At 50.3% G+C, this 17,146-nt stretch carries 16 protein-coding genes; 3 read left to right on the top strand and 13 right to left on the bottom strand.

Translation table 11 applies throughout. The annotated features are described in order from the left end of the window. Positions 1–351: 351 nt before the first annotated feature. The 3 genes from DXC51_RS21980 to DXC51_RS21990 form a co-directional block, all read right to left on the bottom strand. Positions 352–603 carry a Smr/MutS family protein gene (locus DXC51_RS21980; RefSeq protein ID WP_021634079.1) on the bottom strand — a complete coding sequence of 84 codons (252 nt, stop codon included), beginning with the start codon at positions 601–603 and terminating at the stop codon, positions 352–354. Positions 604–623: 20 nt separating this feature from the next. Beyond that, positions 624–1,169 (bottom strand): DUF2812 domain-containing protein, encoded by a 546-nt coding sequence (locus DXC51_RS21985; RefSeq protein ID WP_162162496.1) that lies wholly within the window; start codon positions 1,167–1,169, stop codon positions 624–626. 91 nt (positions 1,170–1,260) lie between these two features. Then, positions 1,261–1,635 (bottom strand): PadR family transcriptional regulator, encoded by a 375-nt coding sequence (locus DXC51_RS21990; protein ID WP_117545456.1) that lies wholly within the window; start codon positions 1,633–1,635, stop codon positions 1,261–1,263. Positions 1,636–2,050: 415 nt separating this feature from the next. Here DXC51_RS21990 and DXC51_RS22000 point away from each other — a divergent pair, with 415 nt between their 5' ends. The 3 genes from DXC51_RS22000 (at position 2,051) to DXC51_RS22010 (ending at position 5,567) form a co-directional block, all read left to right on the top strand. After that, the gene (locus tag DXC51_RS22000; protein ID WP_025490853.1) at positions 2,051–3,688 is read left to right on the top strand and encodes an ABC-F family ATP-binding cassette domain-containing protein; all 1,638 of its coding nucleotides are present in this window, start codon (positions 2,051–2,053) and stop codon (positions 3,686–3,688) included. Positions 3,689–3,883: 195 nt separating this feature from the next. Further along, positions 3,884–4,741 (top strand): PHP domain-containing protein, encoded by an 858-nt coding sequence (locus DXC51_RS22005; protein ID WP_025490852.1) that lies wholly within the window; start codon positions 3,884–3,886, stop codon positions 4,739–4,741. Continuing rightward, positions 4,734–5,567, top strand: a complete 834-nt coding sequence (locus DXC51_RS22010) for an HAD family hydrolase (protein WP_021634086.1) — start codon at positions 4,734–4,736, stop codon at positions 5,565–5,567. Before DXC51_RS22005 ends, DXC51_RS22010 begins: the two co-directional genes overlap by 8 nt. A 161-nt stretch (positions 5,568–5,728) precedes the next feature. Here the strand turns inward: DXC51_RS22010 and DXC51_RS22015 are convergent, their stop codons facing one another. The 10 genes from DXC51_RS22015 to folK form a co-directional block, all read right to left on the bottom strand. Continuing rightward, positions 5,729–6,817: an acyltransferase family protein gene (locus DXC51_RS22015; protein WP_117545457.1), complete on the bottom strand. Its 1,089-nt coding sequence runs from the start codon at positions 6,815–6,817 to the stop codon at positions 5,729–5,731. Positions 6,818–7,260: 443 nt separating this feature from the next. Continuing rightward, positions 7,261–7,527 (bottom strand): hypothetical protein, encoded by a 267-nt coding sequence (locus tag DXC51_RS22020; protein WP_021634089.1) that lies wholly within the window; start codon positions 7,525–7,527, stop codon positions 7,261–7,263. Between the two features lie 108 nt (positions 7,528–7,635). Beyond that, positions 7,636–8,469 (bottom strand): HAD family hydrolase, encoded by an 834-nt coding sequence (locus DXC51_RS22025; protein WP_117545458.1) that lies wholly within the window; start codon positions 8,467–8,469, stop codon positions 7,636–7,638. Between the two features lie 64 nt (positions 8,470–8,533). Next, positions 8,534–9,184 (bottom strand): HAD family hydrolase, encoded by a 651-nt coding sequence (locus tag DXC51_RS22030; protein WP_117545459.1) that lies wholly within the window; start codon positions 9,182–9,184, stop codon positions 8,534–8,536. A gap of 85 nt (positions 9,185–9,269) precedes the next feature. Further along, positions 9,270–9,857, bottom strand: a complete 588-nt coding sequence (locus tag DXC51_RS22035) for a Maf family protein (RefSeq protein ID WP_117545460.1) — start codon at positions 9,855–9,857, stop codon at positions 9,270–9,272. An 81-nt stretch (positions 9,858–9,938) separates the two neighbouring features. Then, positions 9,939–12,080, bottom strand: a complete 2,142-nt coding sequence (locus tag DXC51_RS22040; RefSeq protein ID WP_117545461.1) for an RNA degradosome polyphosphate kinase — start codon at positions 12,078–12,080, stop codon at positions 9,939–9,941. Positions 12,081–12,131: 51 nt separating this feature from the next. Continuing rightward, positions 12,132–13,622 carry a Ppx/GppA phosphatase family protein gene (locus DXC51_RS22045; protein WP_180998217.1) on the bottom strand — a complete coding sequence of 497 codons (1,491 nt, stop codon included), beginning with the start codon at positions 13,620–13,622 and terminating at the stop codon, positions 12,132–12,134. A gap of 80 nt (positions 13,623–13,702) precedes the next feature. After that, positions 13,703–14,995, bottom strand: coding sequence for an ATP-binding protein (locus DXC51_RS22050; protein WP_117545462.1), 1,293 nt, complete (start codon positions 14,993–14,995; stop codon positions 13,703–13,705). 59 nt (positions 14,996–15,054) lie between these two features. Further along, positions 15,055–16,179, bottom strand: a complete 1,125-nt coding sequence (gene pheA / locus DXC51_RS22055; protein WP_021634097.1) for a prephenate dehydratase — start codon at positions 16,177–16,179, stop codon at positions 15,055–15,057. Positions 16,180–16,253: 74 nt separating this feature from the next. After that, a complete protein-coding gene (gene folK, locus DXC51_RS22060) occupies positions 16,254–17,114 on the bottom strand; it encodes a 2-amino-4-hydroxy-6-hydroxymethyldihydropteridine diphosphokinase (protein WP_021634098.1) in 861 nt (286 codons plus the stop codon). Positions 17,115–17,146 lie beyond the last annotated feature (32 nt).

The raw sequence follows: 17,146 nt of genomic DNA on the forward strand, positions 1-17,146 counted from the left end.
TCCCGCCGTCCCGAACTGTTACATTATAAAAACGGAGCAGGCATTTATCATGCCTGCTCCTCTACATAATCCATATAGTCAGCCTCGTCTGCAAAAAGCATATACTGTCCGTTCACACATCCCATGTAACCTTCACCAACATAAAAACCTTTCATACCGCGGCTCCTTTCTGCTATCTCAACTAAAACGTTTCTCTGTTTCCAATGTCAGGTCTCTGTGAGCCCTTCCATAGTCTAAGAATAGCATATAATGAGTCCGATAATCGGGACTTTGGCTCTGTCCCATTCGTATTCCAGGCAGTATTTTTACAGGTTTTTATGATTTACTGAAGCATTTGCAGGACGGGAAAATTTAGTAGTCCCTCAGAACCAGCTCCGTGATGCCCGGATTATTTCCTCCCTGCACCCGGATAATTTTCGGTTCTCTGCCGTAGCCATATTCCTCCTGAAGCATACTCCGTATGCCCGTGCCTCCGTGAAACCCGTGAATTATCCGCAGCCTGTATACACTGCTGTCCGTCCTTTTCAGCACGGCATCTACCTCAGCTTTTGCCTGAAGCACATTTTTCCCATGAAGATCGATTTCAATAATGCCTGCGTTCATCCATCTGCCTCCCGTCTCAGTTAATTTATCCCATCTCCCAGGAGCTTCCTCTTCAGCTGGTGTATTCCCCACTGAATCCAACAGAACATCCCTACATAGATTATGATGAGAACGGGGCTTAAATAACCAGCGTTTATTCCCAGCGCCACATACAGCCCAAGCTGTGAAATTGCCAGGGCGCTCAGCAGATAGGCCAGCTTTTTCCATCTTTTTACAAGTTCCGCCAGAGATTCTGAATCCGTATAAATTTCATATTCTTCCTCCGGCGTTCCCGGAATGTACTGTTTTTTCAGGTAAATCCACCCATTGAAGGTTTTCCCCACGAACTCCCAGCCCTGTTCCTCAAACAGCTCCAGATAACGTCTTTTCTCTTCCGGGTCGTTCATTACGTCCGGGTTGTAATCAATCCTGTGACGATAAAGGATTCCCGGCTGCCTGGTATAAATACTGAAAAAACAGCCTCCTTTTATCAGCTGCCAGCCCTGTTCCGACATTCTGTCAAGGTCCTGCTCCTCCCTGTCATAATTCCATGCCATATAGCCTCTGAATGATACTTTGGTATCCATAAATTCTCCTTTCCGCATCAGCCTGCCGGATATGTGTTTCTGCGGGCCAAAATTTTCACAATCCACTTTTTCAATGAAAATTTTTCCTAATCTACTTTTTCAGTAAAAGTTCAGGCGGCCGGCCTATAATCTTTTCCGCGCTTTTGAGCATCTCAATCAGCCGGACAAGCTCTGCCTCCAGAGCTTGTCTGCCGGTATCCGTCAGAACATACAGCTTTTTCCTCACTCCTGTATTCCTGCTTCCCCCTGCCGTTCCATACTCCGGTTCTGCGTCACATTCCGCAATCCAGCCCTTTTTCATCATATTGCTGACCGCTCCGTACATGGTGCCCGAACCAATCCTGACCCGGCCGCCCGACAGCTCCACGGCCTCCTGCATAATCCCATATCCGTGATTCGCATGCCGGTACAGGCAAAGCAGTATATAAAAATAACTCTCTGTAAGCGGTTCCTTCTTAGGCTCCATCCCTTTCTCCTTTCACAGTCCTGCCTGTGCATCTCACAGAACTATATCGTCATCCGTTATGTCGTCTTACGATATATCAACTTTCCTATATCGTAGCACGACATATGTCGTCTGTCAACATATTGCAGCAATTTCTGTTGCAGCCCTGTTATGATTTTCTCACTATTTTTTAAGAATAGCTTGCAAATTCCCGTTTTTTCTGTAAAATAGGTAAAGGCGACATGAAACAGGACATAATTAAAATAAGAAGAAAGCCGCCATGGCAGGTCGCCGTAAAGGAAATCCGATTCCTTATTCTGCCGGCTTTTTCAGTCATTACCGCCGCTTTTCGGCATTCGGAGGAAAATCCCCTGCCCGCCAAAGGGCAAATTTCTAAAGAAATTGCATTTTGCTCCGCAAAACATGGAGGATTAAAATGATTAGTGCAAACAACGTTACCCTGCGTCTCGGGAAAAAGGCGCTTTTTGAAGAAGTTAACATTAAGTTTACGGAAGGCAACTGTTATGGCCTGATCGGTGCCAACGGAGCCGGTAAATCCACCTTTCTGAAAATTCTTTCCGGGCAGCTGGAGCCTACCAACGGCGATGTGGTAATCACTCCCGGCCAGCGGCTTTCCGTCCTGGAACAGGATCACTTCAAATACGATGATTATACGGTTCTTGATACCGTAATTATGGGCAATTCCCGTCTTTATGAAATAATGAAGGAGAAGGATGCCATTTATGCCAAGGAAGATTTCACCGATGAGGATGGTATCCGCGCCAGCGAGCTGGAAGGCGAATTCGCCGAAATGGACGGCTGGGAAGCCGAATCCAACGCCGCCAGCCTTTTAAACGGCCTGGGAATTGAAACCGATTACCATTATTCCCTGATGAAGGATCTGAACGGAAGCCAGAAGGTAAAGGTCCTTCTTGCCAAAGCGCTGTTCGGCAATCCCGACATACTGCTCCTGGATGAGCCTACCAACCATCTGGATCTGGATGCCATCGCCTGGCTGGAAGAATTCCTCATCAATTTTGACAACACGGTTATCGTGGTATCCCATGACCGTTATTTCCTGAATAAGGTCTGCACCCATATCGCGGATATTGACTATGGCAAGATTCAGCTGTATGCCGGCAACTACGATTTCTGGTATGAATCCAGCCAGCTGCTCATCAAGCAGATGAAGGAAGCCAACAAGAAAAAGGAAGAGAAAATCAAGGAGCTGCAGGACTTCATCTCCCGTTTCTCCGCCAATGCTTCCAAGTCCAAACAGGCTACCTCCAGGAAACGTGCCCTGGAAAAAATAGAGCTGGATGAAATCAGGCCCTCCAGCAGAAAATATCCTTATATTGATTTCCGTCCCGATCGTGAAATCGGCAATGAAGTGCTGACCGTAGAAGGGCTTTCCAAAACGATTAACGGGGAAAAGGTGCTCAACAACATTTCCTTCATTGTGGGGCACAATGATAAAATTGCATTTGTGGGAAGCAACGAGCTGGCAAAAACCACGCTCTTCCAGATTCTCATGGGTGAAATTGAGCCGGATGAAGGAACCTTCAAATGGGGTGTTACCACTTCCCAGGCTTACTTCCCCAAGGACAGCTCCAAAGAGTTCGACAATGACTACACCATTGCCGACTGGCTGATGGGCTATTCCCCGGTGGACGATATCACTTATGTCCGCGGCTTCCTGGGACGTATGCTTTTTGCCGGGGAAGACGGGGTGAAAAAGGTCAGAATCCTGTCCGGCGGTGAAAAGGTCCGCTGCCTGCTTTCCAAGATGATGATTTCCGGCGCCAACTGCCTGATATTGGATGAGCCAACCAACCATCTGGACATGGAATCCATAACCGCACTGAACAACGGACTTATCAAGTATCCCGGCGTTGCACTTTTCGCCTGCCGCGATCACCAGTTCGTTCAGACCACGGCCAACAGAATTATGGAAATCCTTCCTGACGGCAGCATGATCGATAAGATCACAACCTACGACGAATACCTTGCAAGCGATGCCATGGCAAGAAAACGTACTGTTTATACTGCCAATAAGGAAGACGATGAAAATTAACCAGGACGGTTTCCCATGTGGATGCCCCTGGAAACGGGCTGCCTGTTAAATCCGGCAGCCCGGCATATAAAGGGGGAAGGCTGCCGTGAATCACGGAAAAGGTGCTTCCCTCTTTTGTTTCCTTCCGGCGGCCTTCACACTATGCTCCGGAGTAAAAATGAATGCGGCCTGTTGTCGCAGAAATCGAGGTAACAGATGAAAACAGTTGACTTACATGTACACTCCGATAAATCCGATGGGAGCATGAGTCCCTCCGAACTGGTTGACCTGGCCCTGGAAAAGGGGCTCAGCGCCTTCGCCCTCACGGATCACGATACCACCGCTGGACTGTCGGAAGCTATTTCCTACGCTGCCGGGAAAAATATTGAAGTCATTCCCGGCATTGAATTTTCCACGGAATATATGGGAAAGGACGTTCATATCCTGGGGCTTTTTATCGATTATGATAATCCGGAATTCAGCCGGAAAATCCAGGCCTTCGTGGATTCCCGGATCCTGAGGAACCAGAAAATGTGCGCCAACCTGCAGGAAGCGGGCATTGATATTTCCTATGAAAAACTCACCGCCGCCTTTCCTGATTCCGTGATAACAAGAGGCCATTATGCCAGATATCTTCTGGAACACGGCTATGTCAAAAGCATGCCCGAAGCCTTCGACCGCTACGTGGGCGACCGGTGCAAATATTTTGTCCCCCGTGAAAAAGTAACGCCTGAACAGGCGGTCCGGCTTATCCTTGATGCGAAGGGCCTGCCCGTGCTGGCGCATCCCACTCTCTACCATATGGGAAAGGACGCGCTGCAGAAGCTGGTTGCCCGTCTAAAGGAGGCAGGCCTTATCGGCATCGAAGCAGTTTACTCCACCTATAACGCGGGAGAAGAACGGGAAATGCGCCAGCTGGCGGAGCACAACGGCCTTTTGATTTCAGGCGGTTCCGACTTTCACGGCAAAAACAAGCCCGGACTTGAAATGGCCACCGGTTACGGAAAGCTCCTGATACCGGCTGATATCCTGGAAAAACTCCGTCAGAAAAGAAAGGAACTTTTTCATGCATAACCCCAATGATTCCATAAAAATTCTCTTTACAGACATGGATGGGACCCTGCTGCTTAATAACAGCACAGTTTCCGATGAAATGAAAGCAGCGCTGGACCGGCTCATCCGGAACGGCCACAAACTGGTCCTTACCTCAGGCCGTCCCCTGGACAGTATTTTAGAAGTCATGCAGGCCTCCGATTTGTTTTACCCCGGGACCCTGGTGATTTCCAACAACGGAAGCCTGATTTACGACTGCACCGCAGGGGCTCCTCTCATGGAAAAAACGGTCCCCTTCCCCATTGCCTCCGGCATCATACGGGAAGCGGAGGAACTGGGAATCCATATACAGACCTACACCGATCATGAAATCGTATGTAAGAAAGAAGACGAAGAGGTAATTTATTACCGCAAGCGCATTCATCTTCCCCTCATTACAGCGCCTGATATTTTATCCGTACTGGAACGGCCGCCCTATAAACTCCATACCATTCATCTGACGGACAAAACACTGCTGCTTAAGCTGAAGGAACGAGTGGAGGAAAAATACGGGACGGAAATTACCGCACAGTTCTCCAATGATCAATATCTGGAATTCTACAATCATGAAGCCGGTAAGGGAAATGCCATCCTGGCCGTATGCCGTCATTTCAATATTCCTGTGGGAAACAGCATCGCCGCAGGCGACGCACCCAATGACATTTCCATGCTGCAGGCCGCAGGGATTGGCGTAGCCATGGCAAATGCCGGGCCAGGCGTAAAAGAGGCTGCCGATTTTGTCACTTCACTGGACAATGAGCATAACGGCCTGACGGAAGCGATTGAAAAATTCATGCCTGGCTGCTGATATCCCAGACGGTTGCTAATCCACCCGACTGCTGATCCATGACTGGCTGCTAATCCCCGCCTGACTGCATATTCAGAAAAAAGCGGCTGCACAGATGGTTTCTTATCTGTGCAGCCGCAGCCAGTTAACAGGATACTGCCATAATTTAGCGTTCCTGTTCTCTATTTTTCCTTCAGCAGCATTTCCTCTTTCCGTGTCTTTCGTACCATCGCCCTCTTCAGCCAGTCATACAGGTTCTTTCCGGCCAGGGGAAGCAGCAGCATTCCTGCCATATACACCAGGATTTTAAGGAATGCAGGCCCATTATCCAGAAATGTCAGCTTTGGGAGCAGTGTGTCCAGAATCAGCGTATGATAGAGGAAAATATAAAGGGTATATTTCCCCAGGTACTGCAGCGCCTGCAGTATCTTATCCACCACCCGGTTTTGGAGCATTGCCAGGAAGGTGCATACGGAAAACAGGAAGAAAATTACTGCCAGTGAATATAATATCAGAGTAATTCCCGGAGGATTCACGCGCAGCAGCCAGCCAAACATGGATTCATCCCAGGCCAGCCGGTCATGCAGGAGAAATGCCATCGCTCCAGCAAGAAGCACGACGGACGCTGCTGAGGCAATTCCCGCCTTCTTTTTGCCGGACAGCGTAATATGCATATCGGCCGCAACCATCCCAGCCGCAAAGACGAACAGATACGTCCCTCCCAGCAGATATTTGCCTCCGCCATAGGTCTCCAGGGCAAAAGTATGCTTCATGCAGAACATGGATGCAAACCATGCCAGTACCAGGAAAATCCCCCGAAACAAAAAGGACGCCTTACCTCTCCTGCAGTTCATCACCAGCAAATAAAGCACCGGCGCCGCCGCAATCAGTTGTATATAAATAAGCACATAATAAAACTGCCCTTCCAGGTTGAAGTTCACCGCCCACAGCACAAAGGCTCCCAGATTCAGCTGGAACCCGGTGCGTACATACTGATAAACAGCCACTGCCGCCAGATAGGGAACGAGGATTCTTCCAATCCGCCTTACCACCCATCTGCCGGGCGATTCCTCCGGCTTCCTGTTCTGCAGGGAATAATAGGCGGTCATCCCCGCAAGGAAAAGAAAAACGGTTACAGAGTAAAAGAAAATATACTGTACCGCCTCATCCTCATACAGAATCCCCTTTACGTGATCAATTACCACCGCCAGAATTGCAAAGAACTTGGCACAGTTGATCCATCCAATCTGCTGTTTTTTTCCCAAACCCATTAAAATAAAATCTCTCCTTTTTTCAAAAACAATGCCTGCGATTTCTTTTCACACGGGCCTCAGGGTCTCTTTCCCAGACCGGGAAGCCGTTTAAAAGCTTAAGCAATGCCGCAAAAACCAGCACAGCTGCCAGCATGTTCTTCTCTTTATTTCACGATCTCCTAATTGTGTCCAGTATACCATCCTCCTTTCCTTACGGTCAATCCTTTTATCAAAAATTATTTTTGACTTTTCCGTATAACCAGCCGGCGGTTACCGTTCACAACTCATTATGGCTGTAATTGGCAACACAAAAACAGGTGCGTAAAACCATGCGCCTGCATGCTCTTACACACCTGTTTTCCACGGGCCTTCGCTTCCGGCAGCTTAACGAATCCCGCCGCCGTATGCTGTTTCATTCCGTCTGATAAATTTTATAATACTGTCTTTTCCAGGACCGGGGGTCAGCCTTCAACGATCAAATATCTTCCGTCACCCACTTCAAATACTTCATCCGCTTCCAGAATTTCGTCCAAATCAGCACCGTCCATGTCAATGCCTTCTTCTTCAAAATATTCCTTTACTTCTTCTGCAGATTCAACTACAACCGCCATACACTCTTCCAGAAAAGCTTCTGCTTCTTCCAGATTGGAAGCAACATCTTCTTCAGGAAAGAGCTGGCTCTGCTTCTTCAGAAAACACATTAAAACCGCGTCATCAAACTCGTGCATCTTCTTCCCTCCTTCCTCTTTGTTTCTTCTGCGTAACCGTTCAGTTCCTTCACAGTTACTCTTCTACATAAAATATACAGTCTATACGGCCTTTGTGCAAGACTTTTTTCAAATCCCGGCGCTTCTCTTTTCATCTTCTGAGCCGGAAGGGCCGCATTTTTCTGAAATAACCTTCCACACGCCCTTCTCCAGATAAGAGGGACAGATAAAACGGGCGGCTTCCTTTACCTCGGGCCTGGCATTTTCCACCGCATAGCTGAAGCCCGCGGCTTTCATCAGGCCAATGTCATTGGTATTGTCCCCAAAGGCCATGGTCTCCTCCCTGGACACGCCGAAATAGTCCTGCAGTATCCTCAGTGCATTTCCTTTATCCACAGAGGCGTCCATGAAATCCACCCATTCCTCGCCGGCAACGCAGGTCTGCACCTTTTCACCCCATTGAGGGATCAATACCTCTTCTCCCAGCTGCCGTATGCTTCCTCTGTGATATACCGCAACCTTCAGGATAACCGCCTCCTGGGCCAGCACATCCTCTACCTGCCGGAAGGTATTGTGGTAGCCGTATTTCATCATATCGAGAAATGTGCGGTTCTTCGTTTCCAGGAGACTGCCGTGGGGCGTTGATACCACAAATTCATATTCATTCCCCAGGCCGCGCAGCTGATGGATAATCTGCTCTGCATATTCCCTGTCCATGCTCGTCAGGGATATGTCCTCCCCCTTATAATGGATATGCGCCCCATTCTCCGCAATATAGCATATTTTATCAGCTACCTCCCTGAAAACATTCTGAATGCTGCACAGCTGCCTGCCGCTGGCGCCGCAGAAAATGACGCCCCGTTCCGCCAGGCTTTTGATTTCCTCCACAATTTCCGGATACAGATTCGGTGTGGAATCCGGTATCAGCGTACCGTCTATGTCAGATGCGATCAGTTTTATCATAACACTCCTATCCGCGCGCATCGGCGCATACGGTATTTTCCGCGGCGTATGCCCTGCTGTCTGTCTATAAAAATTCCAGCAGTTCAGCGGGTTTTTCAATAATCACGTCCGCGTGGTTATCCTCCAGCTCCTTCCGGTCGCGGAAGCCCCACAGAACGCCAACCGTAAAAAGCCCTGCGTTCTTTCCGGTGCGCATATCCACACTGGTATCCCCCACATAAAGGAAATCCTCCGGGGCAAGTCCCAGGTATTCTTCTATTTTAAAGACCCCGGCGGGATCCGGCTTTTTGGGGATGCCCGCCTTCTGTCCCTGGATGCAGTCGAAATAATCCTTGCCGAACAGGGTTTCCACCACGCTGACGCTGTTTTCATGGGGCTTGTTGGATAGAACCGCGATACGGATTCCTTTTTTCTTCAGTTCCTCCAGCAGAGGGATGATTCCATCATAGGGCCGGACCTGATACATGCAGTCTTTTGCAAACAGTCTGCAATATTCCTCATAAACCTCATCATAATGGGTCAGCTCAGCGTCTCCCGCCTTTGTCAGCGCCCTGCGCACCAGCACGGCGGAGCCGTCTCCTACAAAATATTTATAATCCTCCTGTGTAAAGGAGGGCAGACCGAACTTTTGAAGCGCCCGGTTCCCGCAGTAGGTCAGGGATTCTATGGTATTGGCAAGCGTGCCGTCCAAATCAAATATCACAGCTTTTTTCATGCAGGTTCTCCTTTTCTTGCAAAACAGACTGTCAGAAGCGCCGGCAGGTTACGTAAACGGCTGGTTTTGCCGCTTCGTAAAAATGTCAGCCGATCAGCTGTCTTTTTTTCAGTTCCTGGTAGACCCTGCCCACCGGCAGGCCCACCACGTTATTGTAATCCCCGCATATCCCCTGTATAAAAGCGGCGAAACCGCCCTGTATCCCGTAAGCGCCGGCCTTGTCCATAGGCTCTCCCGTCTCCACGTAACACCGGATTTCCTCTTCTGTCATAGGATAAACCCGCACATCTGTGCATTCATAAAAGCCGGCGGTTTCCGTCCTCCCCTTTTCTTTCCACACAAAGGCAACTCCGGTATAGACCTGATGCGTGCCGCCCTGCAGCTTACCCAGCATCTCCTCTGCCCGTTCCCTGTTGCCGGGCTTTCCCAGAACCTGCCCCCCGCAGGCCACAATGGTATCCGCGCCTATTACGACGGTGCCTTCCTCTGTGACGTTTCTTTCATAGACTTCCATTGCCTTATGATAAGAAAGCTCCTGAACGACCTCCTCCGGAAGCTCTTTGTCCGTAACCTCTTCCCATTCGCTGGGACAGACCTCAAACGGCAGACCTATCTGCGTCAGCAGCTCCTGCCGCCTGGGGGATGCGGAAGCCAGTATTATCCTGCTTTTCATCTTTTTTACTCCTGTTTTTTAACCTCTGTTTTTACTTCTGCTTTTATTTCTGTTTTTCCTTCGCTGTCCGGCGCTTCCCGGTTACTCCTCTTCCTCACTTACATGCTTTTCCGGGATGAACACCCGGTCATCATGAGGCGTCTCCTGGGCTTTTGCCGCTTCCATCGCTTCAACGCAGAAGGCAACCTGGGAATTAAAGGTTTCCTTTCCTCTTCTGTCCACCTTTTCATAGCTGCCGTCCGGCTGCAGCAGGTGGGCCTTCACCGTATCCCGCAGCTGCACGTCAAGAATGCGCAGCACCTTTTCCTTCAGCTTCGGATCCTCCACAGGGAACAGGATTTCCACACGGCGTTCCAGGTTCCTGGGCATCCAGTCCGCACTGCCGCAGTAAACCTCGCTCTTGCCCGCATTTTCAAAATAGAAAATACGGCTGTGCTCCAGGAATGTGCCCACGATGGAACGGACGGATATATTCTCGCTGACGCCGGGTATGCCCACCTTCAGTGAACAGATGCCCCGCACGATCAGCTCTATTTTTACGCCCGCTGCGGAGGCTTCATACAGAGCAGCTATGATATCCTGATCGCAGAGGGAGTTCATTTTGGCAATGATATGGCCCGTTTCCCCGGCCCGCACATTTTTCACTTCCCGTCCGATAAGGTAAAGGAACTTATCCTTCAGCCACAGCGGTGCAAGGGAAAGCTTATTCCAGGAAAGAGGCTCGGAATAACCGGAAAGCATGTTGAATACCGCCGTGGCATCCTCGCCGATGGCTTCGGAACAGGTCATCATGCCGATGTCCGTATATAGCTTTGCCGTGGCATCGTTATAGTTTCCGGTTCCCAGATGGACATAACGGCGGATGCCGTCTTCCTCACGGCGCACCACAAGCGTGATTTTGCTGTGGGTTTTCAGGCCCACCAGGCCGTAAATTACGTGACAGCCCGCCTTTTCCAGCTTTCTCGCCCATACGATATTGTTTTCCTCGTCAAAACGCGCCTTCAGCTCCACAAGCACGGAAACCTGCTTTCCGTTTTCCGCCGCCTGGGCCAGCGCCGCAATGATGGGCGAATTGCCGCTGACGCGGTACAGTGTCTGCTTGATGGCCAGCACCTCCGGATCCCTGGCGGCTTCCCGGATGAACTGCACCACAGGGGCAAAGGTCTGGAAGGGATGGTGCAGCAGAATATCTCCCTGCCTGATTTTATCAAAAACAGAACCCTCTTCCATAAATTCCGGCACCGGCTGGGGCACATACTTTTCTTCCTTCAGATGCTCAAAGCCCTCCAGGCCGTACATTTTCATAAGGAAGGTAAGATCCAGGGGGCCGTCGATATGGTAAATATCCTCTTCCTCAATGGAAAGCTCATCCTTGATGATGCGCAGCAGGCGTTTATCCATGCCGGCTTCCACCTCCAGCCGGATTGCCTGCCCCCACTGTCTCTTTTTCAGCTGTTTTTCGATTTCCTTCAGCAGATCCTCCGCCTCGTCCTCATCAATGGTCAGATCCGCATTTCTCATGATACGGAAAGGATGGGAGCACACCACGTCATAGTTGAGAAAAAGCCTGGAAATATTCCGCTCAATCACCTCTTCCAGAAGGATGACCGCCTTGCCGCCGTTGTCCCCGGCCGGAATGGGCACAATACGCGCCAGCACGCTGGGCACCTGGACCGTGGCAAATTCCAGCTCCCCCTTTTCTTTCCGTTTGGAAAGCAGCGCCCCGATATTTAAGGATTTATTCCTGATGAGGGGGAAGGGCCTGGAGGAGTCCACCGCCATGGGGGTCAGCACGGGATATACATTTTCCTCAAAATAGGCGTCCACATATTCGGCCTGATCCTTGCTCAGCTGCTCGTGCTTTTCTACAACCGTAAGGCCGTTTGCCTTCAGCAGCGGCAGCAGGGAACGGTTGTATGTAGAATACTGCTGGGCCACCAGCTCGTGGGTCACCACGTTCAGCTTATCCAGCTGCTGGGCGGCGGTAAGCCCCGCAATATCCTTTTTGGTATATTTCGCATTTACCATGTCCTTCAGCGATGCCACGCGCACCATGAAAAACTCATCCAGGTTGGATGCGGTAATGCTTAAGAATTTCAGTCTTTCAAACAGCGGGATCTGTTTGTCTCTCGCTTCCGACAGCACTCTTTTATTAAACAGAATCCAGCTCAGTTCCCGGTTGGTATAAAGCTCAGGGTCCAGATAATCTTTTTTCTCCGCCATAATTTTTCTCCATTTATATGAATTCTTTGTAACTGCTTCTTCCCTTCACGGTTACAATTTTTTCTGCTTAATGACTGGATGTAAACTGAAAACCTCTTCGAAAAATGACGCTTTGGCCTCAAACAGCCCTCTTTCCAGGGTGATATCCTCCGCGGTGTTCACCGTGATGATCAGCTGATCCTCCTTCAGGGTCGTCCTGAAATCCCGGAACTTCTGCTTGTGGCTGCGATCCAGGCCGTTTGCCACCCGCAGGATGGCCGTCAGCTTGGCAATGGTAAGATAGGACTGGGTGTCCAGTGTTGTGGTGGTCCCCAGCTCTTCATAATAGTCAAAATCCTGATGGTTATATTTAACCACGTTGGCGACAATTTCACGTTCCCTGTGGGAAAGGCCGATGATCTCCGTGGCCATGACAATGCTGTAGGAACATTCCCCCAGATTCACCATGCTGATATATTTCCCGCAGTCGTGGAGCAGGGCGGCAATGCGCAGCAATAGCCTCTCCCTCTTTCCCAGTCCATGCACCTTTTTCATGCTGTCAAAAATCGTGACGCAGATATGCTCCAGGGTTTCGCCGCGGCGCCTGCTTCCCATGAAGCGCTTGCTGATATTCCTGGCGCAGGCTACGATATCCTGTTCAAAATCATGCTTCGGCCCGATGATTTTATTTTTTTCCGCATATTCATAGGCAATGCCATCGCAGAGCGTCACGCCGGGCGCCCACAGCAGCTTGGCTTCCATGAGCTTCGCCACGTTGTAAATCAGTACGGCGGAAATAAATATCAGCGGAAGGCTTTCCACGGAAACGCCGAAGTGGGCCGCCACTTCTTCCTTAGTATGGCTGCGCAGGGCTTCCATGAAAACGCCGTAACTTGCGCTGTCCACATATCCCGGCGTCTGGGAGCCGGTGAGCCTTTTCTGAATCAGCGTTGACACATAATCATCCACAATGATAATATTTTCAACGATTCTGTCCTTCAGATACAGCTTTTTGAAAACGGAGAGCTGGCTGTCGATCATTTCCTCCAGCAGCCCTTCGTATTTGGCGGGCCTGGCGTTCAGCTTGTTTAACAGCTCCTGGAGGCGCAGAACGCCCAGGCGCAGGTTCTGGGTGGCTACCAGCGTATCCTTGTCAAACAGGGAAACCTGGATGCTGCCGCCGCCGATATCCACGATCGCCGTCCCTTTTTCAATAATTTTGTTAAAATCCTGGCCCTTCAGCGCAATGGATTTGTAATCCAGGAAACGCTGCTCGGAATTGCTGAGCACATCAATATGGATTCCCGTGCGCTGCTGGATCTGATCCAGCACGATCATGGTATTTTCCGTTTCCCGTATGGCACTGGTGCCGTAGGCCCTGTAGTCCTCCACCTTGTAGCTGCGCATGATTTCTTCGAATTCACGGAGGACACGGCATAGTTCATCTACCTTTTCATAGCTGATTTTTCCGGTGGCGAAGGTATCGTTTCCCAAATCGATCCGATGGCGGATATGGTCGATTTCCTTCATGCTTGTTTTCGCCGAAAATTCAAATATCTTCATGGAAAGCTCATAAGATCCCACGTCTATGGCGGCAAAAGTCTTCACCCTGCATCCCTTCCTTTCTTCCCCTGTTTTCGCTCCTACATCCGGCCCAGCAGATAATCGATAAACTGCTGCGCCGTCCTGCCGGAAAGCCCGCCGTGGTACAGCTCCCACTTATTGGCTTCTGCCAGCAGTTCCTCCTCCGGCATGGTTACCCCGTAACGGAGCGCCAGCGTTTTTACGATATTCTGGAACTGGGCTTTATCCGGCGCGCCGAAATAAATGGTCACGCCGAAGCGGGATACCAGAGACAGCTTTTCCTGTACGGTGTCGTTATTGTGCAGATCATCATCCAGCTCCCTCTTGTCACTGAATTTTTCCCTGACCAGATGCCTTCTGTTGGAGGTGGCATAAATCAGGACGTTGGCCGGCTTCTTCTCCAGCCCGCCTTCGATAACCGCCTTCAGGTACTTATATTCGATTTCAAAATCCTCAAAGCTCAGGTCATCCATATAGATGATAAACTTATAATTCCTGTTTTTAATCTGGCCGATCACATCATTCAAATCCTGGAACTGGTGCTTATATACCTCAATGATGCGCAGCCCCTGTGAATAATATGCATTGGCAATGGCTTTGATGCTGGAGGATTTTCCGGTTCCCGCATCGCCGTACAGCAGGCAGTTGTTTGCCTTCTTTCCTAATACAAAGGCTTCCGTATTGTCGATGAGCTTTTTCTTGGCGGTTTCATAGCCCACCAGATCGGAAAGCTTCACGTGGGCGATGTTCAGGATCGGTTCGATTACCGTTTCCCCTTCCTTATGGGCGATGCGGAAGGCCTTGTGCAGGCCGAATTTGCCGACGCCGTATTCCTTATAAAATTCCGTCAGGGTCGCCTTCATCTCCTCCGGCGTCCCATCCTCCCGGAAACGCACGGCCAGCGTGCAGATGCGGTCGCGGATACGGGTATTGTACACCTTGCTCTCCTGCATATTCCCTTCATAGGAAAGAGCCATGGAAAAAGCAGGCGCTTCCAGCTTATTCATCATATCCGTAAAGTCATAATCAAAAAATTCTTTAAAAATAGCAATGTCATGCAGCACCGCCTCATTGATGGTGCCCTCCACAGCTCCCCTGATTTCACAGGCGCGGCTGTAGCTGTTTTCATTATTCACAAGCAGGTTCGTCAGATAGCAGTGCCACAGGTTGCCTGAAAAGCCATGGCTTCCGGCCATTTCCAGCAGCCCGTGCATACACTCGTACAGCAGGGAGCTTTCCTTCTGGATGCCCTCCTCACCGGTACCGTAATGCTCCATCAGCCAGACCATGTCCGCAAGCAGCGCGCCGTCCTCTCCAAAATCCTTATATACAATCAGCTCTTTTTCTCTCATTGTGCCTGTCCTTCCCATCCTCTTTATAATCAAAAAACATCACTTTTAAGGCTCTGCCGTCAGTAATTTCCCAAAATCCGCATGTTCTGCGCTTCATCCCGCAGCCCGCGCAGCGCATTCTTTACCGCGCTGTCAGCCAGGTTGCCGTCAAAGTCAACGAAAAACCGGTATTCCCAGTTGCGTCCTTCAATGGGGCGGCTTTCTATTTTGGTCATGTTCAGATTGTTGTAGATAAAATGGGACAGCATGTGATAAAGGGAACCGCTTTCATGGGCGATTTCGAAGCAGATGCTCACCTTTTTTGCATCCTTGCGGAAAATCTTCTGGTTGGTGATTATAATGAAGCGGGTGGAATTCGTCTCAGACTGGTTCACGGGCTTTTTAAGCACCTCCAGCCCGTATACCTTGCCCGCATATTCGCTGGCAATGGCCGCCTGTGTACAGTCGCCCTCCTGCGCTACCTTTCTGGCGGCAAAGGCGTTATTGGGCAGGCTGATCTGCTTCCAGTCATGCTCCGCCAGAAACCTTGCGCTCTGCATCAGTGACTGGGGGTGGGAAAATACCGTCCTGATATCCTCCATCCTGGTCCCCGGGACGCCCAGCAGGCAGTGCTCTATCCTGATTATCTGCTCTCCCACAATATAATTTTCAAATTCCACAAGCAGATCATAAATTTCGTTCACGATCCCGGCGGTGGAATTTTCAATGGGAAGCACGGCGAAATCCGCGCTGCCTTCCTCTATGGCGCAGCAGGCATCCCGGAAGGTATCCACATGGAAGCTGTTTACCTCCTCTCCGAAGTACTGATGCATGGCCGCCTGGGAATAAGCCCCTTCCGCCCCCTGAAAAACCACTCTCACCCGGTCATCCACCAGGGAATCCACCCCGATGAAGGGAAGGCGTCCCATGCTTCCTTTTTCCGCCAGCAGCTGATACTGGAGCTTGCGGCTCATGGACATGATCTGCTCAAACAGCTCCCCGATCCCTGTGCGGTTAAAATCATTATGTGTCAGGGACTTTACCCTGGCGATCTTTTCTTTTTCCCGTTCCCTGTCAAAGACCTTCTTCCCTGTTTCTATCTTCACCTCGGCCACATGCTTACAGATGTCCATCCGTTCCTCATAGAGGCTGACAATCTGCTCATCCACCGAATCTATCTGTTTCCTCAAATCCCCTAAATCCATGCTTCTTCGCTCCTTCGTCCTTCACATACCAGGCCAGATGAGGCTGAACCGGTCCTGTGCAAACTTATTTTTCTTCAATCCAATTTATTTTGCGCTGTGTCAACCACATGCTTTTCACCATTGTGCTTAAGCTCCTCCAGCATCTGCTTTGCCGTCTTTCCAGTGAAAGGATGCCTTACGAACGGCGCTATTTCACACAGCGGCGCCAGCACAAAATCCCTGTTCTGCATGTCGGGATGAGGCACTGTAAGCGTTTCGGTATCGATCACACAATCATCGTAAAGCAGCAGATCCAGATCCAGCGTCCGCGGCCCCCAGTGTACCTTACGCTCCCGTCCGGCCTGCCTTTCCACCTGCTGCAGCTTCTCCAGCAGCTCAAAGGGCGTAAGCAGCGTTTCCAGCTCCATGACGCCGTTGAGGAAATCCTCCTGCTCAACGCCGCCGTAGGGCGTGGTCCTGTAAACCTTCGAAACCTTCACCGGACGGCAGAGCGGATGCTCCTTCAGCTCCTTCAGCCCTTTTTCCAGATAATATTCTTTATCCCCCATATTGGAGCCAAACGCAACGAACGCCCTGTGCCAGCCCCTCTCAATCCGCACCGACACATCCCCGAAGGGAAGCGGAATCGGCGCCTCCGGCTTATGCAGTTCCAGCTCCAGCCGCCGGATCAGCGGAAATGCCAGCAAAACCTCCTGCGCAGTCTGCTCCGCCGCCCGTTCTATCAAATCATAGGTCTGGGCGCACATAACCTCGTTCATCAGCCTGCACACCTCTCCATAATCGGTGGAGAGCTCCAGCCTGTCCGTCAGCCCCGCTCTTCTCGTATCCGTATATAACACCGCATCCAGGAAAAAATGCTGTCCCTTTTCCTTTTCCTCCGGATAAACTCCATGATGCGCAAAAATTTCCAGTCCCTTAATCCGTATCTGATCCACAACGGCACCTCCTTATTATATTACTGTTCACT

The sequence above is a fragment of the Eisenbergiella massiliensis genome, assembly GCF_003435485.1.